Below are 25,946 nucleotides of genomic sequence, written 5' to 3' on the forward strand. Positions count from 1 at the left end.
TCAATTTCTCAAGCCGATCTCGTCAAAGAAGATGGTGACCGGTGTTGATCCATTGTTATTCTTGAGGCGCAGCTCTTTCACCGCGCTTGTATTTCCCTTCATCGTGGCAATCGGCAAGCTCACCTCGCTCCATCCTTGCGGTATGCTGATGTAGTTGTCGGCGTCGTTGTTAAGCTGAACGATGAAGTCCTGTGCAGCGGCGGCGTATACACGGAACGTGAGTTTTGAATAACCGGTTATGTCCATCGCGTCGTCTCGTCCAATTTGAATTGCTCCCCATTGTCCGCTGTAAACGGCTTTGATTGATTTTGTCCCCTTGAAGACTTCTTCTTCAGAAGCAAAGTCTTTTGAAACAATATCCCATCCGTCCCATGCACCCCATCCGTTTTGGGTTGCGTCATTGTACAAATAGTAGTCCAATGGTGGAGGACCTGCAGGGCCAAAGCCTACACGATCCGCATAGATTACTGAAGAAGAGCGATCATCGACTTTGAATGCGAAGCGAACGATCTTGGTTACATCGGTAGTCGGGAATGATGTGAGCGGAATCTGATATTCAGTCCATTTCCCTTCTACAAGCGTTACCGAGTTGTAGTCACCCCAGTTGTCATTGAGAATTGCTGCTACCTTGGCTCCGTCAGTACCTGGTCCGCCGTACAGGGCGAAAGTAAATACCTGCTGACCGGAAGCATCGATCGCTGTTATTCCGCCGGATGAAAGACCTCCATCGCTGCTTGTCTGGAACTTCCAGGAAACATCACCTGAATAGAATTGTTCGGTGCTTGCCGGATCTGACACTACTTTATTCCAGCTCCAGTCACCACCGCCTGGTGCGATTGTTTCATCATACAATGTTATAGGCAGGGGAGCCGGGCCTGGAGCGGGTACTCGTACCGTTACACCGAGGTTATTGGAATAACCGTGGATGGTCTTGTAAGTAATACCTCCTGATTTAGTGCCAGCCGGAAGCGTCAACACGATCTGTGTATCTGAAACTGATTTGAATGCCGATGCGAGTATCGCACCTGATCCGGGTAATCCCAGCTCTGCAATAAGGTCGAGGTTGGAACCAGTGATGGTGATGTCATCTATGCCAGGCTTAGCCGGTGATGGTGTCACCGCCGTCGCTGTGGGAAGAATGATCGTTAACTCACTGGTCGGCGTTACTTCTACGGGAGAGTATTGCTTTAATGTGACTTTGCCTTTAATGGCTGTGGCAGGGACGGCAAGCTTGATGGCCGTCTCTTCCTGAGACACAAATGCCTGAGCAAATACTTCAGTTCCGCCCGCGAAAACGACTGATGTTACGAGGTCAAGATTCGTTCCTTCCAGTGTGATCACTTCGGTGTGCTTTGCCGATGAAGGATTGAATGCTGTTACTGCGGGAAGAGTTACCTGCAGTTGATTTTCGGAGCCGAATGTAAGCGGATCTGTTCCACCCGTTGCGAACAGGATGTATCCTGATTGTGCTTCCATAGGAAGTGTCACGACGAGTTCCGTAAGCGAAAGACTTACAAAGTTTTCTTTCTTGATGGTGAGATCGCTGGCGAATGTCAACTCTTCTATCCAGTTCAGCTTATCACCTTTGATGGTGACGTTGGTACCAGGCTTCGCCTCAGGTGTGATGCTCGTGATCACAACGGGAACTTTAAAGTTCAGGATCGTTTTCGATTCGATGTCTCCATCAGGTGTTTTCAAAACCACTTTCCCTGCTTCTGCTGCGTCGGGAACGATGATGTTGATTCTGTCTTTTGAAACTGAGGCAAATGATCCTTTAGGTACGCTAACGGAAGGCTTGAAAACGATCTCGGTCACTTTATCAAGGTTTGCACCGAAGAATGTTATTTCATCTCCATGATGAACTCCGCTTGGTCCAAAGCTCATCAACTGAACTTCTGCGGACGGTTCATCTTCCTGGCACGAAGTCGCGCATATCCATCCCGCCCATACGAGCAGCAATGCAAATGCTTTTATCTTATATCGAATAATGTTTCTCATGATTCAAGCATTTACTAAGGTTTAACAAATCGCACGTTATCGATATAAAACTCGACGGCGTTGCCGGTGTTTTCCGGCGAGCCCAACATCCAGGTGCTGAAAGATCCGGCTGCTGATTCGACGAACTTCTGATTTGGTGTGTAGACCACATCGCTGGGAGCATCCATGAAGTATTGAAACTCCGACATGGGCACAACCACAGTGATCCACTCGTCGCCTGTAGTGAACTCTTCACCAGCGGCAGCCCACGGTGCCCATACTGCACGTGCGTTGATGCTGTTGCTCCAAATCTCCTGGTTGCTTGCTGAGTGACCAGGTGTGGCCAGGCAAAGGTTGAGGGAACCGCCATACCACTTCTTCACTTTAGCTTCGAACTTCAATACATAGTCGCGATATGAATTCGGGTAAGAGGGATAGAAGTTTTCGGTGCGACCTGCGGGACCACCCCAGAATTCCATTGTCAGAGGTGATTCGGCAGGAGCTCCAGGCCCTTCATCGCGTTGGTTCTTTGCTATGTTGCCACGAACAACGAGATACTTTCCATCAATAGGGCCATCGAGATCTTCCCTCAGACCAATACGCCATCCGTTGGCAACCTTATCATCGAAGTTGAGGATGATGTTGCGCTTGTCCCAGAGGTGAAACGTAGACTCAGTTTCGCCGAAGTTGGTTGAAAGCTTAATTGGACCTTCAGTAGCGCCCTCGGGAATAACAACCTCGATCTGAGTTTGAGAGACGGCAACTATGTCGCCGACACCGCCGCCCTGAAATGTAACTGTAACAGGCTCGAAGAAATAATTTCCTGCAATCAGGAGATGCTCGCCTGGTTTCGGCCATTCGTTCTTAACGGCATAGAGCTCAGGTACGGGTATCGACACGACGAAGTCATAGACAAGTGTATCCTTGTTTGCGTCAACGAGATAAAGTTTGTCCGTGACCTTTGAAGGAGCGACACTTGGAACACTCACGAAGATGGTCTTGTTCGTAACAAAGGTTGGAGTGAGACTGGCTTGCTGGTCGTTAAACCAAATTTCGCGGGTGCCACCTAAGTTCTCACCTACGATCACGATTCCTGTTCCAAGGGTTGCGCTTACCAGTAACGAATCTGATGTGGTCGGTTCCGGCAGACGGATGTAATTAATGCCGGCATCACCATTCGGTGTTTCGAGAGACGTGCCGTCGCCATCCTGCTCGCAGGACGAGAAGACCAGCATGACGCTGATCATCAACCCGGGAACAATCCTGCCCAGGCCAATCAGCGAAGTTTTATATCGAGTGAATTTCATGTGTTAGAATTTATTTGTTCAAAGACATTGAATCGCCAGTCATATTTTCATTGCTGCCATTGAAAGCAATACGAGGAGATTTCATTGTCGTAGTCCTTATTCGAATTCATAGTCAACAGCTTCTTCTTTCAGCAGCGGGTTGGCAACCATCTCGCTGCCGGGAATAGGAAGAGTCATCTTCGCAGCGCTAAAGGTTACTAAAGGGTCCGTATTTTGATTGCCGTGAGAAGACGTTGTACCTGCAGGTACCAGTTCATAACCAGCGGGGTCGTTCTCAAGATTATCGTTGGAATTGATCCGGTAATAGCGATCGGTTCGGCCCTGGCTATTAAGATACGCGAGCGCATCGGATGCATCGCGATAGTAGCGGCGCTTCACATCCAGCCATGAGAGCGCTTCGAGGGCAAACTCTATACGGCGCTCGTTGAACAACTGTACATAGCTCACTGATGTTTTGGGAGCAAGACCAGCGCGATCTCTTACTGCGTTGTAAGAATCGAGACCTGGACCACTAGCCAGTGTGTTGGATGCGCCCATGAGTGCTTCAGTGTACAACAGGTAAACATCCGACAACCGCAGCATGTAATTGTCCAGGGGAGAATCCTGGTTGGAGATTACATATCCGTGATCTGCTGCGCTGCCTACTACATATTTCTTAAGGCTGTTGAGCGTAGGTGTAGCTCCTTCGAGTTGAACTCCCTTTTCATCGCGTGAGACTATCTCATACTTGTATCCGCCATCGGCAGTAGCGATATAGTTATAAGTATCGCCGGTCTGCATGAAAATACCTCTTCTTCTTTTGTCGACCGCCGTTCCTGCATTCTCCTGGAAGGTGCTGAGGAAACTTTGTGTCATACACTTTCCACCGCCCCATGCCTGGGAATCGCCGGTTTGACGACTGCTACGTGCAAAGCGTGCCTGGCGGCTGTTGCCATAACCATAACCACCATTAATCCACTGAAGAGCGAAGAGTATTTCAGGATTGTGTTCATTTTCAATCTTGAACATGTCTTCGTAATTGGCGAAGAGTGTGAGGCCGCTATTGTTGATTACATCGGCAGCGTAATTGGCAGCTGTTGTGAAATCTGCGGCGGAACCGACAGGGGAACCACCCACGCTTCGTTGGCCAAGGGTGACATGAAGCTTAGCAAGCATGCCCTTTGCAGCCCATGACGTGACACGACCTGCTTCGTCAGTTGAGGGAAGGTTGTCTGCGGCAAATGCCAGATCGCGCCGAACAAACTCGTATAGACTGGCCGTTGTGTTCTTGGGAAGTTGCAGATCGCCGGAAGCGATCTTGGAAGCTGGCTTTTCGATAATAGGTGCTTCACCCCAGTATTCAGTCAAAAGGAAATAGGCTACACCTCTCATGAAGCGTGCCTCAGCAAGTCCGGCATTGATAGTTGATTCACTTACGCCATAGCGACCTGCAATCACCGGCATGTCGTCGATGATCAGGTTGGCGTAAGAGATTACGTCGTACAAGCCCTGCCAGCCATCACCAATGTAAGAATTGTTCTCATTGAATGACATGTAGAAGAACTGACCTTCCTGGTCCCAGTTGTGGTGCATATCACCAGCCATAAGATCGCCTGCGAGCCAGTTGAATTCATCATTGAAACCAAACCATGGACGGCCGTACAGTGATGCTGTAGCCTGACGGATCTCCTTTTCGTTGCGATACCATCCATCGACCGTTGCCTGGTCCTGGGGTACATATTCCAGAAATTCATCCTTGCAAGCGCTCAATGAAACTGTGAGCGCAGTTGCGAGAAAATACTTTATATATCTTTTCATAAATAGTCTTCGGCTAGTCGTTTAGAAATCGAGATTCACACCAAACGTGTATACACGCGGCAGGGGATAGCGTCCCATGTCGATGTTTTGCTGCAACGGACTCTGGTTAAATGCGCCGACCTGCGGATCCAAACCTGAATAGTTCGTGAAAGTTGCCAGGTTCTGGATGTTGGCGTACAACTGCAGTCTTGAGATCTTCGCTTTGCTTATGAGTGACGAGGGAAGCGAGTAGGCGAGTCTCAGGTTTTGAACTCTTACATACGTTCCGTCTTCCAGCCAGCGTGTAGACATATAGTGGTTGAAGTTTTCACCGCCATTGTCGAAGCGCGGCATGTTGGTCTCAGGGTTGATGAGTTCTACATCATCAATATTGTTGATGTCTGTACCGCCTTCTTTGAGCTGAGTGCGTGCTCTGTTTTGTACCGTGAGCGACTGATTGTCGAAGTTGCTGAGCATTTGTTCGTTTCGTGCGCGTGAGTAGTTCAGGATGTCGCCACCCACGGAACCGATGAGGAACACATCAAGGGAAACAGGTCCGTAAGAGAAGGAGTTATTGAAACCGAAAGTGAAGTCGGGATTTGGGTTACCAATCACTTTCTGATCTTCATTGGTGATCTTGCCATCGCCATTGAGGTCCTTCCATTTGATGTCACCTAACCACACGCCGGTTGTTCTTTCAATCTTGTTCTTGGTCGGGTCTTCGTCACTAGGAATTTGTACGGCGTGATTCTGGATCTCTTCCTTCGTTGTGAAGATTCCGTCCATCACATATCCATAGAATTGTCCTACAGGATAACCTGCATTGGTCATTGTGGCCGTCTGGAAGCCGGTATACCAATAGAGTGCATTGAAGATCGGGTAGCCACCCATGTCTGTAACCATATTCCGGTTAATAGAGATGTTGGCGTTGGTTGTCCATTTGAAGTTTCCTTTGTCAATATTGATTGTGTTCAATGTTGCTTCAATGCCTTTGTTCTTCATGCTACCGACGTTTGCCTGAGGGCCGGCGACCTGTTCACCAAAGGTCGCGGGCAGGTTTACCTGAAGGAGGAGGTTATCGGTGATTTTGTTGTATGCTTCAACCGACAGATCGAGGCGACCATTAAACATTTCGAGATCGACACCGACGTTAGTCATCGAAGTGGACTCCCATTGCACATCGGGGTTAGAGTAAGCGCTGTTGATGACTGCAGGACCGAAGTATGAATTCAGGCTGTTCAGTGCAGAACCGAAGGCATAGTTCCTGATCTCCTGGTTACCCACCTGACCCCATCCAACTCTTAACTTCAGGCTCGTTAATACTTCTGCATTCGAAGGGAAGAATTCTTCATTGGATATTCTCCACGCACCGGATACGGAAGGGAACACACCCCAGCGGTTGTTTGGACCGAAGCGGGATGATCCGTCTCTGCGTACAGTTGCTGTCAATAAGTATTTGTCCTTATATCCATAGTTGGCGCGTGCATATAATGATGCCAGTGAGTTCCATACGGATGCGCCTGTATTAGGGATGTTGGAGATCTGGCCCTGGTTCATCACCTGGATGTCATTAGGCAGGTTGATCTTGTAGGCCGTGAAGCTTTCCCAGGTTCCCTTTTGTGCTTCGGTACCTGCGAGCAAAGTGAGGTCGTGTGCACCAAATGTTTTATTATAAGTCAGGTAGTTCTTCCACAACCAGAAGAAGCTTTGATCAGAACGCTGTGCAAACTGGCTGGTGTTGTTAACAAGCGTTCCCCATTTATAGGTAGGAAGGAATGCTTTGTTGAGCGTGTTGCTGTAGTCGACGGCAAACTCTGTTCTGAACTTAAGTCCTTTGATGATCTGCACGTCTGCGAACAGGTTGCTCATGATTCGATTGTTGAGCACGGTATTGTTTCGCAGTAACGCCAGGGCTACCGGGTTAGAGCTGATCTGAGCAGAGCCGTTTTGCTGAGTTGGTCCTGCGTATGTTCCATCAAAGTTTTTAACCGGGATTTGAGGTCCCATCTGTGCGGCCTGCGAGATCACACCATCACCACCATCATTGAGTGTGATCTTTTCATCTTTTCTGGACAGAGCGATACTGGCTCCTACATTGATTCCCTCGCGCACGCGGCTGTCGATGTTCGTGCGTACGTTAAAGCGATCGAAGTTGGATCCTATGATCACACCATCCTGTCCGAAGTAACCACCTGATACCATATATTGAGTACCGTCGCTTCCACCCGAGGCGGTGATTGTATGACTCTGCATAGGTGCAACCTGAAAGACGGCGTCCTGCCAATCAGTACCGCGACCTAACAAGCTTGGATCTGCGAAGTTGGGATTGGAGACAATCGTCGATACTTCCTGGGCTACCTCATTATTATAGGAGGCATAAGTCGGAAGGTCCATCATATCGAAAGTCTTGTACACTTCCTGCAGTGCGTAGTAGCCATTGTAACTCACGGTGGAGTTGCCTTTTCTTCCGCGTTTGGTTGTGATGATCACGACGCCGTTGGCAGCACGCGAGCCGTAGATAGCAGTTGCAGAAGCGTCCTTCAATACTTCGATGCTTTGAATGTCATTAGGGTTTATCGATGCAAGCGGGTTTGATGCAGCGGCCTGTTGTCCTCCGGCACCACCTTGCCAGTCGAAGCCGGAGATACCCTGTGCATTTCCACCAACCTGAATGCCGTCGATCACATAGAGAGGCTCACTGCTTTGTGTCAGTGAAGTTGTGCCCCGCACTCGGATAGAGACGGCGCCACCTGGCTGACCAGAGTTTTGAGTTACCTGGACACCGGAAACGCGGCCAAGCAACGCCTGGTCTACGCTCGCTGTTACTGACTCTCTCAGTACGTCACCGGCGAGAGATGATATAGCGCCTGTAAGGTCGCTTTTCTTCTGCGTGCCGTATCCGACAACGACTACTTCACTCAGCTGAGCTACGTCTTCTTCAAGGGCAACAGAGATTGCTGTTTGCGTGCCGACCTTTACTTCCTGGGCGGCATAGCCGATGAATGTAAACACCAGCACGTCGTTGTCGCTTGCTGAGATGGCAAACTTGCCATTGGTGTCTGTCGTTGTTCCTGTGGCAGTACCCTTTCTTAAAATGTTGGTACCGATGACCGGTTGCCCGGACTTGTCCTTAACCGTGCCGGTTATCACCCGTTCCTGTGCATAGAGGTTGCAGCAGAGAAGGAGCAATAGCGCCACAGTTGCGAACATGCTACTGTAGAGTTTTTTGATCATAGAATTGATGGTTAATTGGATGGTTAGTGAGTTCCGTAATTGAGTGTTTCCTGTTTGGGAATGTCGTTTTGATCTGGCTGGCGTCAATCGAACAGGCTTTGGGGCTAGTCCTGAAATCGGCTGTGGGATCGATTGCGTAAATTAGGCCGATGGCGAGCCGACGGAGGTACTCGATTCTTCAGGAGTGCTCCCGGAATTGTTAACTGCGGGCCAAAAATTGTTAACGATGAGGGGTTCAATTGTTAACAATCGATTGCAAAGAGTTGGGTCAATTTGAGGCTAAGTGATCTGATGAACAGGATGTTGCAGGAGCAAATACACAAGAATCTGATGGAGATTGCTGATGCGTCCGTGTTTTTCCTTACTGCCTACAATTCTAATGTCGGCTGTCTTTTGCCCGGAACATTTCTCCAATTTGCGTACCCTTCAAATGGCGCTATTAACAGGTATCGTGAATTGAGTCGTAGGGAGGGGTAATATTTCTTCAGGAGCATAGTGGTGCCGTTGGATCCAAGACGACCCGGAACGCGGCGGATTCTTTCATTTTTTTCGGGTATTGAAGCCGTTACTAACAAATCACACCCATATCATAACGATTTGTTGCCCCTCGATGATTGAATGCGCATGTAGATTAGTGCCATCGCAAATCCGGCGCATTCATGGATGACCTGAAGAAAAAGAACCGACTCGTATTGATTATAGAAATGGTCGTCTATTTGTTGATCGCCGTATTCATTGCGTTCCTGATCAGCTGGTGAGGTTGTAGCGCAATGACAATTTGTGGCTCTCTGACAGAGCTATTGCCATTCTTTCTATTTCAACTAACTGTGGACGTCCGGTCCAGTCCGTTGTAGGCTATGCGTATGTCGCCACGAATAAATGCAGGATCGGGAGGAATGGGAGTTTTAGAGTTTTCGGGAGGCGCGTTGATTTTGAAAGCTCAGCACGTTTGCTTTGGTTGTTTGGACGGCTCGTGCGTAGAGGTTGGTTAATTCCGAGGGACGGGAGACTGCGCCTTTACTTTCCCAGATCTTAAATGTGGATGCCTGGTATTTGCATCAGTAGCTCGACTAGAACAGCTCATTTCTTTTCTGATTGTTGAGATGTGGCGTAAGCAGAGGGCAACACTTTGTACTCTTCCTTGAAGCACTTCGCGAAATATTTTGGATTGCTGAATCCTACGCGATAGGCTACTTCCGAAACGTTTAGGTCACTTTTTTCCAGTAACTGAGCGGCCTGCTGCAGGCGTATAGACTTTACAAAATCCAATGGTGACTTGCCGGTAAGCGATACCAGCTTCTTATATAAGTAGACGCGGCTCATGCCCAGCTCCTGGCTGAGGTTCTCGATTGAGAAGTCGGGCTCCATTATATTTTGTTCCACAACCTCAATTGCTCTCTTTATTAACTTTTCATCCAGTGAAGTCACTTCGATGTTGCTGGCCTTCACATCAAAATGCTTTTGAAATTGCTTTTGAGATGCTTCGCGTTGAGACAACAGGTTTTTGATCCTTGACTGAAGTATCTCGAAGCTAAATGGCTTGGTGATATAATCGTTGGCGCCTGCTTCAAAGCCTTCGATCTTTTGCTCTTCTGCCGCGCGCGCCGTAAGAAGGATCACAGGAATATGCGACGTGCGAACATCACTCCTGATCTTCTTGCAAAGGTCGATTCCGTGAACCTCGGGCATCATGATGTCGCTGACGATCAGGTCGGGAACAACTGCCTGAGCCTTTTGAACCCCAGCCTTACCGTTAGCTGCTTCAAGAATTGTGTAGTGCGACTTCAGGTTGTCTTTTAAATAGTATCTGAAGTCTTCATTGTCTTCTACGAGAAGAATGACGGGCTTGCCCGACTGCTCCGGTGCTTCGGAGAGTTCGGCATCCTCCTCACCGTTGCGTACATAGTTCATAACGGTTTCAGACTCAAGACGAGTAATCGGAAGAGAAACGGTAAAGCAGCTTCCCTTGCCAGGCTCACTTTCAACTTCAATTGATCCGCCGTGCACCTTGACGAATTCCGCGGTGATCGAAAGACCGATGCCGCTGCCCTGGTTGACAAGGTTTTCAGGCAGATCGTTCTGGTAGAAGCGCTCAAATATTTTTTGATGTTTATCTGCGGGAATACCAATACCCGTATCGATCACCTTAACTAAAAGAAAGTTGTCGCCGTCCTTTTCCTTCAGAGACAGTTCAACCTTCACGTTGCCGCCTTCTGAAGTAAACTTGAATGCATTCGACAGCAGGTTGAACAGAATCTTTTCCACCTTATCCTGATCAAAAAACGTTTCAAGCTGAGGCACTGTGGTGGTGAATGACAAATGGATGTTCTTTTTCTCCGACAGGTCGGAGAATGAATAGACAAGGTATTTGATAAAACCAACGATGTCTCCTTCGGAAGTGTTCAATTTTACTTCCTGAACTTCCACTTTTCTGAAATCCAACAACTGATTTACAAGATTCAGCAGCCTGCGTGCATTGCGGTTAATTACCTGCAATTGTGCCACATCGTCGCCGGATGATTTTGCAATGAGCTTTTCAAGTGGTGTTATGATTAATGTTAGTGGTGTTCTGAACTCATGGCTGACGTTGGTAAAAAACTTGATCTTCATGGTATCGAGCTCATGCATGCGTTGCGCCTCCAGCTTTTCATGATGAATCCGGAAGTTCATTTTAAGTCGTGAAAGCGTCAGCCATCTAACTAGTAACAAACTGCCCATGATGAAAACAAAGTAGAGCACAAGGGCAGTGTTGGATTTCCAGAACGGGGGCAGCACGCGTATGTGAATAGTTGCTGGCTCGGCAGTCCAGCCACCATCACTATTGGAAGCGAGAACCTGAAAACTATAGTCGCCCGGATCGAGGTTGGTAAACGTTATGCTACGTTGAGAGCCTTCCGTTGTGAGCCATTCCTTGTTGAATCCATCCAGCTTGTACCTGTATTTCGTTTTCTCGGGATGGAAGAAGTCAAGCGCTGTAAAGCCAATTGAAAAGATGTTGTTGTACGGCTTTAGGATGATCTCTTTCAGATAGGGCATCGCCGCAGGGAGAACCACATCACCCTTCCTGCTTTCGCCAATCTTAACGCTTCGGTTGAATAGTTGGAAATCGGTGAAGACAACATTCGATACTGTTTTGTCTTCAGTGATGCCGTTGGGCTGGAAAATGATAAAGCCCTGCAATCCTCCGAATGCAAGTTCGCCAGTAAGCAGTTTAACAGCGGCATTCTCATGGAATGCACTCCCCCAAAGGCCGTCCGATTCACCATAATTCGTGAACGAGAATTCAGCTTGTTTCTCCGGCGATTGAGGGCCTGAGGATTCTTTTATCATCAGTTTGGATAATCCTTGTGGCGTTCCTATCCAGATGTTGTGGTCATTGTCTTCGATGAGCGACAAAATGTAATTGCTGCCAAGGCCATCTTCTTCACGGTACACGCGGAAAGATCGCGTCTTGGGATTGTATAAATTCAGTCCGCTATGAGTGCCGATCCAAATCAATCCACGGTGGTCCTGAATGATCGAAGTAGTGCCGTTATCACTGATTGACGTTGAATCTTTCGGAGCATTCAGATAGTGAATAAATCGGCCTGACTGCCTGTCGAGCATTTCTACGCCATAGCCGGTACCCATCCAGATGTTGCCGTTCGTGTCTTCGGCGATTGCAGGAACATATGAAGTATGGATGGAATTCGGCTCTCCGTTTTTATAGTGATAGAATTCATTTCGCTTTCGATCATATACGTCGACACCAGCCTTAAGTGTGCCTAACCATAGATTGCGTTCTGAATCCTCCATGATCGTCCATGCATTGTCATCGCCTGGAGTTTTGGGATTTGAGGCATCGTGCAGATAATGATGAAATTGTTTTCCGTCGAACCGGTTTAGCCCACCATAGTACGTACCAATCCATAGCATGTTCTCGTGATCAAGGAGGAGACTCACAACTACATTATTGCTCAGTGAATGCGGATTCGATGGATCGTGGAGATATTGCCGGTACGAATTCTTTGCACGATCGAAGTAGATAAGGCCTCCTCCATTTGTACCGATCCATAGGTTGCCCAGTGCATCGCCAGCGAGCGCGTTGATGTCTCTGAAGGGTAGACCATTGGACTTCGAGCGCTGATATTTATACATCTGAAACCGGAAGATATCGGGATGGTAAAATGAGATCCCGCTTTTGTAAGTACCAAGCCAGATGATGCCATCGCGGTCTTTTAGCATCGAATGAATGCTATTTTCACTTAATGAACGATTGTCCTCTTCATCGTTAAGGAGTGTGATGATGGAGTGGTCATTTTTATCAATCACATTTACTCCGCCATTCTCTGTACCGATCCATATTTTTCCTTCATTATCCTGGACAACTTTCTTAACAATGTTAGATGTTAGCTTTGTTGCTGAGGAGCGATTAAAGTTTGTGAGTCTATTTTCTGCTACTTCAAATTGAAAGCATCCGAAGTTCCGATCACTGGCCATCCACAGATCGTTGTCGGCGTCGATCATCAGAATGTAATCAAAGAGTTGATTCCCGAAGCGTTCGCGCAATTCGACATTGCGATAAACTACACGCATGGTAAGCGGATCGATCTTTTCGAAGGTACCATTCTGATGAACAAGCCACATGTGGCCGTTTGAATCTTCCTCCAACGCTGACATCTTCAGGGAGGAGATGCTTCCATTATCACCTTCCTTGGGCACCAGGCGGAACGTTTCTTTCGTGGCAGGCTTATAACAGTAGAGGCCCTGGTTGTAGTGAATGAACCAGAAGTTTCCGGCCCTGTCTTTCTTGATGAACGTAATCAGGCCGGTAGCGATGTTCATTTCGGTGAGCATCTGGTTTGTGTTCCTGATAAAAGTTTCGGTTTTTGGGTTATATACGTTGTTGCCGGCGTGAGAAAACAACCACAGCATGCCATTGGGGCCCTCGCATATTCTGTTTATTTCATTTGCACCAAGTGAAGTTGAATCGCCGGGGATAGTCCGAAATACTTTAATTGAATAGCCATCATATCGATTGAGCCCGGAGGCGGTAGCAAACCACAGGTAACCAGTGCTGTCTTTGAGAATGTCGTTTACGGTTTGATGTGAAAGTCCTTTGGCAATGTCAATACGGCCGAACTGATAGTGATGCGATTGTGCAAGACACTTGCTGCCAATTAAGGTAACGATGACGAGAAGCAGCAAAGAGTAGCGCATCAGTTGGGGTGCCTGGTTGGGGCCAATCTAAAGTTAACCGAAACAGAAGAATAAAAGAAAGCGGATTATTGAAAAGGTAGCTGGGGATGTTACCTATCAATGAGGCGAGGAATACATCGTAGGCAATCCATTATATGTTAAGGCACACGACAGCGGTGACTGTCCGTTTGCGAAGATGCGAAAGTTGCGTCCTCACCTCAATTCCTGAGGCCGAAACTCCACACTGATTGAACAAAGGTTTGAGGGAGTACTTTAAATCAGCCCATTTTCGACTGACACAGACTTTGCTAGTGCCTCGATAAAAATGTCTTAGTTATGATATTCATATTCATGTCGTACCTGCTTATTCTCGCGCTGCTGCTGGTTGCCATGATCAAAGATCGAATGGTGAAGACGGATGGTAGCCGCTTTTTGAAATCGGGAAGTTTCTGGGAGGCTTACATTATAGGCGTTGGACTGACTGCGCTGTTCGTTATGATTGTGACCTCGAAGGAGATTCAGTTTACCGACAATTTGTTTTTGAATTGACAAGGGGGAACTGAGTCGCATCTTGGCAACTAATAGTTGTGAACAGCGTTTCAGATCAATGAAACAGTCCAATTGATGTTAAGAGGTGTTATTTCTACAGCCTTCAGTTCTACGATACTATACCTGATGTGTGCGCTCCTGGTAACTTCATGCGACAGGATGAAGCAAAAGGCCGACGGATTATCCGACAGAATAAAGAACAAGGCTGCCCGGCAGGTAGAAAAAGTATTTCCAACCTTTGATGCTTACACTCCGGATACCGAAAACAATAGGAAACGCTTTCGTGATTTTCTGAAGATCGAGCCTAGCCCAGACGTTAAGAACCTCTATTGTTTCGATGATGCCATAGGAATCGATCAGGACTACATGTTTGCGTTTGATTGCAATGCGGTTACATCGGCAGCGATAATAAAGTTTAATGTGCTGCAAATTGATACCGCCAACATGGATAACGGATTTGGCATGCAGCATGACTTCGATTGGTGGGATAAAAACCATATTGCAAGTCTGCAAAAGCTCGCCTGGACTGATGGTCACGGCCACTTCAAGTATTACTGGTATGACGACAAGTCCGGCAAAGCTTATTTTTTCGACTTTGACATGTAGATCCTATATTGGGTAATCAATTCGCGGTCGTCCGATTCTGAGCTCTGAATTTCAATTTGCAGAACAATGAAGTATGTCAAGATCGAGGGTGGTATTAAGCTCTCGAAATTCATATCGCCCATGAGTGCCAGATTAAGTGATAAGCCCGCCTTCGATGATCCGAACTGGCTTTTCGAAATAAAATGGGATGGGTATCGCGCTGTTGCCGAGCTGAAAGGAAAAGACACGCGGTTCTATTCGAGGAATGGGCTATCGTATACAAAGGCATATCCAAAGATTTACAACGAACTGATAAAGTTAAAGTTCGATGCTGTGCTCGACGGCGAGGTAGTGGTGTTCAGAGATGGCTTGCCTTCCTTTCAGGCGATTCAAAACTATAAGAGCACACAAAATCTTCCAATACAGTTTATCGTTTTCGATTGCATCCAGTACAAGGGAGAAGACCTCACCAGACTAAAGCTTATAGAACGTAAAGAGATCCTGAAAGATATACTTCCGGAGAACGAGATTATCAGGTACTGCGATCACATTGAAGGCGAGGGGATCGCGCTTTTTGAACAGGCACGGAAGATCAACCTTGAAGGAATAATAGCGAAGAAATCAGACAGCAGATATTCGCCTGACAAACGCTCTAAAGATTGGTTGAAGATCAAGAACGTAAATGTCGATGATTTCAAAATTGTTGGATGGACTGATCCGAAGGCGAGCCGACAGTATTTTGGAGCGCTGCTCCTCGCGCACGAGGTGAACGATCAACTGATATTTGCCGGCGAAGTGGGCACCGGATTTACACATGAGTTGCTAAAGAGCCTTCATACGAAGCTTCGTCCTTTGGAAACTGACGATTGCCCTCTGGATGTTCCAGTTAAAAAGGAAAAGGGTTTTCACTGGACAAAACCTAAGTATTCCGCGCAGGTTCAATATGCTGAAATGACGGATGATGGCCATGTGAGGCATCCATCGTTTCTGGGTTTACGGAAGGACAAGTAGTGTTTGAACTTCGAAAGCTGAAAGTAATTGCAACGGTACCACCACTCGTAATTCCGAAAAAAAGCACACTTTTGCAGGAATGGATTTCAATAACAGACCCGCCATATGGCTGAACTGGAAGTAGTCAAACACACCAAAAAAATACATAATATCTTGAAGAACGAGGAGCTGTCGTGGTGGCACAAGGTGAAGGAATTCTTGATTGAAATTGTCATTATAGTATTCGCTGTCACGATTACCATTTGGTTTCACGATCTTAGTGAAAAAAGGCACAAGCAGCACGACGTATCGGAATTTCTGGCAGGATTAAAGACTGACCTGCAGCGTGACATCGTTGAGCTCGAGGCTGACCGAAAAGGCTACACAAGAATGAAAAAGGCATTTGCGTATATAAATGGCGTTGCTTTCCATGAGAAACCATTGGCAGACAGTCTGAAATTCTATTACAACTGGTACTTCAATGAAGTTGGATTCGTACCTAATGACGGTAGATTCGAGGGATTCAAATCGTCGGGCAAAGTAGGCGATATTGAAGACAAGGAGTTGCAGAATGACATCATGGATCTTTATCAGGAAGACATCAGAGCGCTGGTATCGAGTACCGCTTTCTTCTCCGAACGCAAGGGAAAGCTTGTTGATTACCTTACGAAAAACATGAAGCAGGAGTCCGAATCAACTTATAATCTAAGCACCATCATGGCAACAGACGAAGCGAGGAACATTTGCCGCACGTTGTATTTTACGGACGAGATCATAGGTCGCTATGACACCTGTATTGTAAAGTCGAAGAGGATTATAGATGCAATTGACAAAGCGCAGCATTAGCAACTGAGAGTAGCATTTATCTCTCTTTCAGGTTCATTGATTTTTCACTGACCAGTTCAATCGCACAAGGGACATTGCGAACCTTAAATTTTTCCGACCGCAAGTTGTCCCATTTGCGGAAAAAGCCTGAAACGCCTCAAATAAGCAGTATGAGATTGTGGAGATGATATTGATCTTCGCAACGCACGACATTTGTCTTCGGTTACATGCTCCGGTGTCCCGATATTTAACTTGAGCTTCGTATCACAAATCCGATAGCTATGAGTGCAAGATCATCGTTCCGTTTTCTTCTGGCCGTACTCCTGCTTGTTATTTCTATAATTCCGGCAACTAGCCAGAACTCGCCCGTCTCCACTGCTGTGGATGCTATTCTGAGTTCTTCGAACGAACTCTATACGCATCACGATATTACTATAGACTGGAAAATGAAAGGTCGTGCACAAGCGACTTTTAACGAAGGACTAAATGATCTCGCTGAGGAAAATGAGCAACGTGCAATCACAAATTTCAATTCAGCAATAGAAGAAGATGGTGGCTTTTGGGAGGTTTATTACTATCGTGGCATAGCTAATAAGAACCTTGAGAATTTTGACGAAGCGAAAAAGGATTTCAAGCTTCTTATCGACGGTAATAAAGAGAAATATTTTAGCCAGATTGAATTGGGCAAAATTGCAGTAATTCAACATGACCTTGATGAGTCGGATCGCTACTATAACAAAGCGATCAAAGCGACTAACAACAATGCATACGCGCTTTATCTGAAGGCTAACAACTACATGCTTCGGGGTATGGACAAGGCCGCTATGAATAGCTATCGTGAATGTATTGGAAAGGACTCTACGATGTATGATGCGCTGGTGCGACTTGCCATGCTCAGCTCAAAGAAGAACCTCAATAATGTTTTTCCCTATCTCAATAAAGTGCTGCGACGTGATTCGTTGAACGCCAATGCATTGTTATTACGTGGTCTCGCAAGAACAATAGATAATAAGGAGCTGGCAATACGGGACTTCAGCAACCTGCTTATCAGAAATCCAAATATGCTTGTAGGCCGTTATCTCCGCGGTATTGTCTACTGTGATCTCGATGATTTCGATCGTGCTTTCACTGATTTTCAGCGACTGGTTGAATCAACCGCGTCCGATGATAACGAATATACGGGAAGGCAAACGTGGACAGACAAGAAGATAGACATTCAAAATCTTGGGGCATACACGGTATCCCGCATCTATGGATTGCCCGATGAGCAGGGTACGGCTCTTAAGAAGGCATACTGCCTTCTCGTGTCAGGGAGAGCTGAGGAATGCGTGAATGTTATCGATGCGTTGAGTATCGCAGATTCTGAGCCGTTGTGTGTGTACTTCAAGGCCATTGCTATGGAGCACACATCGAAGCATGGTAAAGCATTTGAATACTACAACAGGGCATTGCAGCTCGACAAAGATATCGTTGACGCTTACAAGAAGCGAGGCATTTACTATCAGGAAATGAAAATGTGGGACAAGTCGGTTGCCGACTTTACAACTGTGTTGAAATATCGGCCGAAGATGTTGATCGCACTTAGTGCCCGCGGCGTGTCCTATCTGAAGGGTGATCACTTTGCGGAGGCTTTCTCTGACTTCGATCAATACCTGAAGATTGACAGCACTAATCTGGAAGTGATGGCCTATCGCGGATTAATGTATGTACGATTGAATGATGTCCTGCTTGGTTCGGTGGATTATGTAAATGCAGACAGGTCTGATGCTATAGATGCGGTGAAGCTTTCTCAATACGTTGACTCCGTGCTGGTCGCAGGAGGTGATACTCTAAAGGTGATCAGGTCGCTTAATACAATAACAAAGAAGGCGCCCTGGATAACGGATGTCTATGCGCACAAGATCAAACTGTTAATTAACATGGGTAAGTGGGACCAGGTTAGCAGCGAGATTGATCACGCGGTTACGAACAGAAATGTCAACGCAAAAGCAAGCTACTCTTATTTGCTTACGGTGAAGGGAATTACCAGGAGCCGTGCGAAGAAATATGATGAGGCGATTGAAATCCTTAGTGAGGCCATTGACGTTGATAAGAAAAACGCCCTAGCTTTTTTGGAGCGCGGGAAACTACATGCCCATGCAGGTAAATCAGGCAAGGCGATCTCCGATTTGAATAAGGCGATGAGTCTTGGAAGGAAGGACGCGGGGGAAGTACTGGCAAGTGTTAAAGCCGGGCAGTAATCGGTTCAGCCATGTGGGAAGAAAAGACGAATCCCAGGGAGATTCGCCTTTCTTTAAATGAATGCCGGAGCTACCAAACTCTATATATTTCTCTTGAGCCTGTCAGATACATTTCGGTGTATCCTTTCATAGCCTCCTGCATTTTCTTCATTTCTTCTTCGCTCATCGACTCCCAGCTTTTTTCATAACCAGTGAGGTTCTCGTATTTTGTTACGATGATGACGCGATTGAATTGACCAGTCATGTCTGTCATTATGTTGACGAATTCTTTCTGGCTGCTCATGTGTTCCTTACACAGCTTTGCAAGCTTCGAGGCGTTGCCGGGCTTGCAAACGAAAATATCATGTACGATGATCATAGCTTATGATGTTTTAAACCGTGGGAAAGGTAAGGACCACCTTACCGTAATTGAGGGGCCGATAGCGACAATTAGCAGGGTGATTCTGGTCAAATTGATTTTAATTTTGCGTCGTTTGCAATATCTTGGACCCAAGACCGCACTTGGGGTCTTGGCCTGTTGGATGAAGTATTTCGCCGCCTCTCTCGTTCCGGAGCTTCGCAGAACACGCTTCGCACAGATTTAATCGGTGCGATACAAAAAAAGTTATAGCTGAATCCGGAATTACTTCTCATTATTCTTTGACCTATGTTCGTTTTCATTAACCATCGATCTTTCACCACTGGGTGCCTATATGCCTCTTGTATCTTTTTTGCGACTTCACTATCTGCGCAAATAAGACCATTGACAAGTTTTGATTATAACGGTACAAGCAATGAGGGTTCTGAACCGTTTGCCGGCGTTGCCTTAAAAGGCTCTGTTTATTTTCGCTCGCACAGTTCCAGCCTCGGCGATGAGTTATTTAAGAGTGACGGTACAACTGAAGGAACAATGCTCGTTAAAGATATTAATCCAGGACTAAGCAACAGTCGCCCGGAATTTATAACTCGACTCAACGATTACATCATTTTCAATGCAACCGGTACCTCGAATGGACAAGAACTCTGGAGATCTGACGGAACTGCAGAGGGTACGCAATTAATCAAAGACATTAGTCCCGGCATAGTTTCATCCATGCCGACGAATATGGTAAATGCAGGCGGTACAGTTTATTTTTCTGCCGTTACTCCGGAAACCGGACGAGAACTTTGGAAAAGTGACGGAACTGCTACTGGCACGTCGATGATCAAGGATGTCCGATCGGGTTCAGGTAGTTCAATGACCTTTGCAACTTCAACCCTAATTGGAGTAGGCAACATTGTTTTTTTTCTTGCCGATGATGGAATGCATGGGCAAGAACTCTGGAAAAGTGACGGGACTGACGAGGGAACGGTATTAGTGCGCGACCTTGCTCCGGGGATATTATCTACCACTTTCGGCAGCTTTATAGCAGTTAATACAACCTTATATTTTTCCGCTAATGTCGCTGGTGCAGGACAAGAGCTGTGGAAAACGGATGGTACAGAATCCGGTACTGTAATGGTTAAAGATATTTGGACGAGTGGAAGCAGCATGCCGGGGCGATTTATAAATTTTAATGGTACTCTTTATTTCTCTGCACGTGATGGCAATGGCATTGAATTGTGGAAGACTGATGGCACGACGGCCGGTACTGTAATGGTCAAGGACATCAGCGCAGGCACTGGTTCATCGTTTTCCGGCATCAAGAATAACGAGGGTATGGTTGCTGTTGGGGATTACTTTTATTTCGCAGCAAGCGACATGAATATTCCGCAGCTGTGGAGAAGTGATGGCACAAGTGCAGGAACGATGATGGTAAAGAACATTAATGCATCGAGCGATCCTTCTATCTCTAATCTTATTGCAGTAGGCAACACTCTTTTCTTTAGCGCAGCAGGCGAAGGTACAGGTAGCACCTCAAACACTGAGCTATGGATTTCGGATGGAACGGCAGATGGAACTGTTGTTGTGCGCGAAATAAATCCCAATGCAGGTTCATCTCCCATGGATTTTTCGACAGTGAACGGTTTGCTATTGTGTACTGCTGACGATGGCATTCATGGTTTTGAATTGTGGCGTAGTGACGGGTCTAGCGATGGAACATTTATGGTGCATGACTTGAGCAACAACCCCTTCTATTCTCCTGATGGTCTGATGCAGTTGCAGAAAGACAATATTTTATTTGTCAGTCCGGGCGACAAAAAATATGAGCTGTGGAAAAGCAATGGGAGGCCCGAAGGGACAACACTCACGAAAGATATTGCTCCCGGATCGGTATCATTCGATTTACCCGGAGGCTCTACTACTGCTACATCTGGTAAAATTTTCTTCTCGATTAATGACGGTATGCATGGTAACGAGCTATGGGTAAGCGATGGCACTAGTGAAGGGAGCAAAATGGTAAAGGATATCCGCGTTGGATCTTCCAATGGCTTAGAACCTTACTTGTTCCATCCAATGCCTCAATTGCAAGAGAACGTTTATTTCATGGCAAATGATGGTACTGGTGGAGGGCTCTGGAAAAGCGATGGGACTGAGGCAGGTACCAAATTAGTTAAGCCATTTAACGATATGATCTTTTTTGCACCACGAGAAACGCTGGCGGTAGGGAACTTGTTTTATTTTTTCGATGACTATTTATTGTACAGAAGTGATGGTACATCCGGTGGAACGTTCGCGATAAAAAACATCAATCCTTCGGGCACAGGTCGATCAATTTCCGGGATGGTCAATAACAATGGCATTCTTTATTTTGCGACAGTCGACGCGAATAATAGTTGTCAGTTATGGAAAAGCGATGGAACGACTGTTGGAACAGTACTGGTCAAGGATATTTATAAAGGTGCAGGTGGACAGTTTCCTAATAGTCTCTTTGGTGCAGTCAATGGAGTTGTTTACTTAATGATAAGCGATGGCATAAATGGTCCTGCCCTATGGAGAAGTGATGGAACGGACGGGGGAACGTCCATGTTAAAACTTATCGCTCCCGGATCAGCTTCCTTAACCATGTTAATTGGGATGTGCGTCGTTGGAGATATGTTTTACTTTCAGGGTGAAGACAGTGAGCACGGAAGAGAGCTTTGGAAAAGCGACGGGACGGCAGATGGCACTCAAATGGTTAGAGATATTTTTCCCGGGCCGGCATCATCACGATCAGGAGGTGCCCGCTTCCAAGAGCTAAAGGGGATCGTTTATTTCTATGCCGAAGATGGTGTTCACGGAACAGAATTGTGGAGGAGCGATGGAACCTTCGATGGTACATATATGGTGGAAGACATAAATCCTTCTCAATATGGATCTATGCCGTCAGACCTGATAGCAACTGAAAACCTTCTATTCTTCACAGCCGATGACGGAACCCATGGCAGGCAGGTATGGTCATTTGATCCTGCGTTTATCAAGTTTGATCCAATCTCTGATAAGGTTGCTACAGATGATCCGTTCTCCATTAGCGCCATGAGTTACACCGGACTTCCGGTTTCACTGACGGTCGTCGAAGGATCAGCGACAATCTCCGGATCGACAGTTACTCTGTCAGGAAGTGGTAAGGTTACGATAAAGGCGTCTCAACAGGGAAACGCTGTTTATAGACCGGCCGCCGACGCTGAGAGATCATTTTTTGTGGCAAAGGCAACTCAGTCGCTTACTTTTGAGCAAATTGGAGATAGGTCAGTTGGTGATAGCCCCTTTTCATTGTTGGCGGCATCGACTTCCGGGTTGGCTGTAGTGTTTTCGATCAAGTCTGGTCCTGCAACAATAGCTGGAAATACGCTTACTATAACGGGAGCAGGAAATATAACTGTGAAAGCATCTCAACCAGGTAACAACATTTATGAGCCTGCAGCTGACGTGGCACAAACCTTCGATGCGATGGCAGTACTTTCAATCGAAAAGTCAGACCAGTTATTAAGAGTATTTCCCAATCCGTCAAATGATGTCGTAGTGGTTCATGTCGACCGGAAAGGAGTGTCGGCATCATTAATAAGCGTCGTTGGCAATATAGTTTGGTCGATGTCTGAAGTAAATGTGGACAGCTTTGTTATCGATGTCAGTAAAGTTCCTGATGGGCTTTACCTTTTGCAGATAGGAGACGGAGAATCAATTCATGTCACAAGGATTATGGTGAACTAGTAGGAGCATTTTTTTGAACACGTGCTAATTCTCTACATCCTTGAATCATATTGGAGCCTGGAAACTCATTTTCATTGGTGCTGGGACACACTATATTAGTTGGAGGATTTGGAACGGTTTTCGTGCAACTATATTTATGATGCTATCAGTTATGGATGCTCAGGAAATACGCCAACTATATCAGCGCTTAATCGAAGCCTGGAACAAAAGAGATGCATCTGCATTTTCAGAATGCTTTGCTGATGATTCAATTTGTATTGGGTTTGATGGCAGTGAAATGGCGGGTAAGGCAACGATTCTGAAGCAGCTGTCACAGATTTTCAATGATCATAAAACGGCTACCTATGTGACCATCGTTCGCGATGTAAAGATGTTAACGGACGATGTATTTCTTCTCCACGCACAGGTAGGAATGATTCAGCCGGGTAAGTCGACGATTGAGCCTTCAATGAATGCAATTCAATTGATGGTTGCGGCGGATCATCAGGGTGTTGCTAAAATATCCTCATTTCAAAACACGCCCGCACAATACCATGGCAGACCTGAAATGCAGAAACAGTTGACGGAAGAACTTCAAAAAGTGGCAGACGAAAACAGGCTAAGTAGCTAGTCTTTTCTTATGACAATTTCATATTCTTAAAAACATATTTGCTTCGTGTATTTACTTTGCTTGCAGGCCCGTGATCAATCTCATCCATTGACCTTGGCTTGATAATATCCACCTCTTCAAATATCAGCTCTTTGGGCCTGGACTCCTGATAGGGAAAGATAATATTCTTGTATTTGAACTTAATTCCTGTTAGCTGCTGGATCAGTTCGACCCTTGCCTGATAAGGTTTATTGTGTTTGTAGTCCATGAAGGCAGGAGCATCTATATTGCGCATAGCCCGGGTGATAATTTCCATCACCCTGTTGGTCTTAACCAAACCCGATTGCTTAACCAACGTCTTCTGACTCATTATAAAAGCCACTCCATAAAGCTTGTTGTCCTGGCTATAGATGACCACCTTCCAGAACAGTATTGGAACCTTGTATGACTTTCCATTGATCTTCTCAACGAGAACAGGGTCACTCTGTTGAAGCAACGGACCCGTGAAGAGACATATCCGAAGATTAAGTTTATCCGTCTCCTGATCGAGGATGTACTTTTCCAGGCTGCTCCACATACCGCGATTGAAGGTTTGATGCTGCGGTACGCAGTTTGGAAACCGGAAGGTTGTATCTCCAAGTTTCTTTAGCTCGGCTGAGATGCTCGTTCCCCACATCACGTCCTCGTATTTCGTAAGGTGACCTTTATCGAAGATGTCGTTTCTTCCCTCGTAAAATTCGTCGCCCGTTTGGAAGGAGGAATTAATTCTGGTTTCTGATTTGAAATCTCCGGAACGGTTGACATCATCAACAGAGTTGCCATCGATGTTACAGGCAGAGTAAAATGCAAGTTTCCGCGTCTTGTGCATAATGCAGCAATAATGTGGATACTCTATTATTGATGCATCGTCGGAGTCAATCAGCGTAGCAATCTGTGTTATACTTTTCGAAATCTTCGGAAGGGGAATGGAGAAGCCGCTGATGAAATTCTCCTGATACGATGGGAAGATCATTTCTTTAATTTTTTTGCGCCTTGCACGGCTTTGGCGGCATTTATTTTTCCATACCCATAGAATATGCTGTGCCCTTTCGCATCGTACTGACCTTTGGGTTTGTCGATCTTCGAGCAACTGTCTTTCAGAATCTTTTTGATCTGCGCAATGGTAAGGTTGGGATTAGCTGAAATCATCAGGGCGACTACTCCTGCTACGCCGGGCGTTGCGCTTGATGTGCCACCAAACTCGTCGGTATAGTTGGTTCTCTTGTATCCCTTGGCGCCTCGCCTGTCCGTTGTGTAAATTCCTTTTGTTAACGGTGCAGGATGGTTGAAGTCGAGGTATTCGAAATCATTGCTTGGAAAGCAACAGAATACTGACTTTCCGTAGTCGCTATATACGGAGCGCTTATTGGTATCGTTGCATGCGGCAACAGCAATGACATCATCGTTGCTTGAATAGCCATCGTTCTCAATGTTTTCGTTTCCATTACCAGCAGCGAAGAGGACGACGGCACCTTTTCCCTGACGGCCGGTAGTAACTGCTTTCCTTATAATATCTCTTGTAAGAGGAGGCAAAGGAAATTCGTCACCATCATCGACCTGGTCCCACCAGGCACCATCGGGTGGTCCCCAGCTGCAGGATATGACATCGGCGCCATTATTGATCGCCCAGGCGAATGCTTCAGCTTCTTCAATTGATCCGAGGTTAGAACTCAATCGAATGGGCATAAGTGTTGACTCCGGTGCAACACCCGACGCTTTCACGCCTGCCGCACAAGCTACTCCTGCGCAGGCGGTTCCATGATTGTCTTCCTTATACTTTGGATTAGGATTGGAGGTGCGGAGAGATGCATCGTATGGATGAACGATCTTGTCTTTAAATTCAGGATGTGAGTTGTCGACACCATCGTCGATGATAGCAATCACTACATTCTTTCCTCTGGTAGTTTTCCAGGCTTTCTCCACATCGATGTTTGCCTTTACCGGAGATCCATTAATGGTCGCGGGGATCAGATGCCATTGTAGCGGATTAACGGTTTTAAATTTTCTCTTTGTTATTAATTCCGGATATGCATACTCGACACTCTTGTTTGCTGATAACTCGTTCACAGTATCGAATAGCAATTCGGCGCCGGAACCTTCGGCGATCTTCGCGACATATACATTGTCGAGAAGACTGGTGAAATTCATATCACCCTTCTTTGCGCCGACAGTCAGCTTCTTTGACTTCAGGAGCTTCTCTGCTTCCTCTGCACCGATGCCACTTTTAAATTTTACTACGACATTCTCGGTGTATATGACCGGCCTTCCGGTTTTTGGATCTTCCAACGCCCGGCCGGCAAATCTTATCTTATCCTCCTTGTTTAGTTTTTCTCGGACATCGTTGCGAACTGTTATCGCGCGGGATGCTTCTTCCTGAACTTTCATTATATAAACGCCCTTATGCGGATACTCGTCAAAGGGTTCGAGCTTATCGAGCAGCGCTTTGCTCGATTTGTTCTTTACAGAGGTATTTAGTGCCTTGTTACCTTTTGTGCGGATCACCACGAACTTGTTGCTGTATTCAAGCTCGTGTTTCTTTCCATCAATTTCATAAGTAAACATATCGT

General features: G+C 46.4%; 15 protein-coding genes. 7 read left to right on the top strand and 8 right to left on the bottom strand.

The window, feature by feature from the left end; genetic code table 11:
- The 5 genes from WBG78_RS04385 to WBG78_RS04405 form a co-directional block, all read right to left on the bottom strand.
- The gene (locus WBG78_RS04385; RefSeq protein WP_337325159.1) at positions 1–1,998 is read right to left on the bottom strand and encodes a hypothetical protein; all 1,998 of its coding nucleotides are present in this window, start codon (positions 1,996–1,998) and stop codon (positions 1–3) included.
- Between the two features lie 14 nt (positions 1,999–2,012).
- Complete coding sequence (locus WBG78_RS04390; protein ID WP_337325160.1) at positions 2,013–3,284, bottom strand: glycan-binding surface protein; 1,272 nt, start codon at positions 3,282–3,284, stop codon at positions 2,013–2,015.
- 96 nt (positions 3,285–3,380) lie between these two features.
- Positions 3,381–5,081, bottom strand: a complete 1,701-nt coding sequence (locus tag WBG78_RS04395; RefSeq protein ID WP_337325161.1) for a RagB/SusD family nutrient uptake outer membrane protein — start codon at positions 5,079–5,081, stop codon at positions 3,381–3,383.
- A 21-nt stretch (positions 5,082–5,102) separates the two neighbouring features.
- Positions 5,103–8,294 carry a SusC/RagA family TonB-linked outer membrane protein gene (locus WBG78_RS04400; RefSeq protein ID WP_337325162.1) on the bottom strand — a complete coding sequence of 1,064 codons (3,192 nt, stop codon included), beginning with the start codon at positions 8,292–8,294 and terminating at the stop codon, positions 5,103–5,105.
- 1,080 nt (positions 8,295–9,374) lie between these two features.
- Entirely contained in the window at positions 9,375–13,493 is a 4,119-nt protein-coding gene (locus WBG78_RS04405; RefSeq protein WP_337325163.1) for a two-component regulator propeller domain-containing protein, read from the bottom strand.
- Between the two features lie 315 nt (positions 13,494–13,808).
- Here WBG78_RS04405 and WBG78_RS04410 point away from each other — a divergent pair, with 315 nt between their 5' ends.
- From WBG78_RS04410 to WBG78_RS04430, 5 genes are all read left to right on the top strand, one after another.
- On the top strand, positions 13,809–14,021 hold the full coding sequence (locus WBG78_RS04410; protein ID WP_337325164.1) for a hypothetical protein: 213 nt from the start codon (positions 13,809–13,811) through the stop codon (positions 14,019–14,021).
- Between the two features lie 75 nt (positions 14,022–14,096).
- Positions 14,097–14,627, top strand: a complete 531-nt coding sequence (locus WBG78_RS04415; RefSeq protein ID WP_337325165.1) for a hypothetical protein — start codon at positions 14,097–14,099, stop codon at positions 14,625–14,627.
- Positions 14,628–14,693: 66 nt separating this feature from the next.
- Positions 14,694–15,617, top strand: a complete 924-nt coding sequence (gene ligD, locus WBG78_RS04420) for a non-homologous end-joining DNA ligase (protein WP_337325166.1) — start codon at positions 14,694–14,696, stop codon at positions 15,615–15,617.
- 105 nt (positions 15,618–15,722) lie between these two features.
- The gene (locus tag WBG78_RS04425) at positions 15,723–16,442 is read left to right on the top strand and encodes a hypothetical protein (RefSeq protein WP_337325167.1); all 720 of its coding nucleotides are present in this window, start codon (positions 15,723–15,725) and stop codon (positions 16,440–16,442) included.
- Between the two features lie 260 nt (positions 16,443–16,702).
- Complete coding sequence (locus WBG78_RS04430) at positions 16,703–18,661, top strand: tetratricopeptide repeat protein (RefSeq protein ID WP_337325168.1); 1,959 nt, start codon at positions 16,703–16,705, stop codon at positions 18,659–18,661.
- A gap of 70 nt (positions 18,662–18,731) precedes the next feature.
- Here the strand turns inward: WBG78_RS04430 and WBG78_RS04435 are convergent, their stop codons facing one another.
- Positions 18,732–19,019, bottom strand: a complete 288-nt coding sequence (locus tag WBG78_RS04435; protein WP_337325169.1) for a hypothetical protein — start codon at positions 19,017–19,019, stop codon at positions 18,732–18,734.
- Positions 19,020–19,403: 384 nt separating this feature from the next.
- Here WBG78_RS04435 and WBG78_RS04440 point away from each other — a divergent pair, with 384 nt between their 5' ends.
- Both WBG78_RS04440 and WBG78_RS04445 read left to right on the top strand, forming a co-directional pair.
- On the top strand, positions 19,404–22,751 hold the full coding sequence (locus WBG78_RS04440) for an ELWxxDGT repeat protein (protein ID WP_337325170.1): 3,348 nt from the start codon (positions 19,404–19,406) through the stop codon (positions 22,749–22,751).
- Between the two features lie 136 nt (positions 22,752–22,887).
- Positions 22,888–23,361, top strand: a complete 474-nt coding sequence (locus tag WBG78_RS04445; RefSeq protein ID WP_337325171.1) for an SgcJ/EcaC family oxidoreductase — start codon at positions 22,888–22,890, stop codon at positions 23,359–23,361.
- A 7-nt stretch (positions 23,362–23,368) separates the two neighbouring features.
- On the opposite strand, the gene WBG78_RS04450 is transcribed toward WBG78_RS04445, so the two are convergent.
- Both WBG78_RS04450 and WBG78_RS04455 read right to left on the bottom strand, forming a co-directional pair.
- Complete coding sequence (locus WBG78_RS04450) at positions 23,369–24,352, bottom strand: DNA/RNA non-specific endonuclease (protein ID WP_337325172.1); 984 nt, start codon at positions 24,350–24,352, stop codon at positions 23,369–23,371.
- Positions 24,349–25,941, bottom strand: coding sequence for a S8 family peptidase (locus WBG78_RS04455; protein WP_337325173.1), 1,593 nt, complete (start codon positions 25,939–25,941; stop codon positions 24,349–24,351). Before WBG78_RS04455 ends, WBG78_RS04450 begins: the two co-directional genes overlap by 4 nt.
- Positions 25,942–25,946: the final 5 nt, after the last annotated feature.

Origin of the sequence: Chryseolinea sp. T2 (assembly GCF_037203685.1) — a bacterium.
Taxonomy (GTDB): domain Bacteria; phylum Bacteroidota; class Bacteroidia; order Cytophagales; family Cyclobacteriaceae; genus Chryseolinea.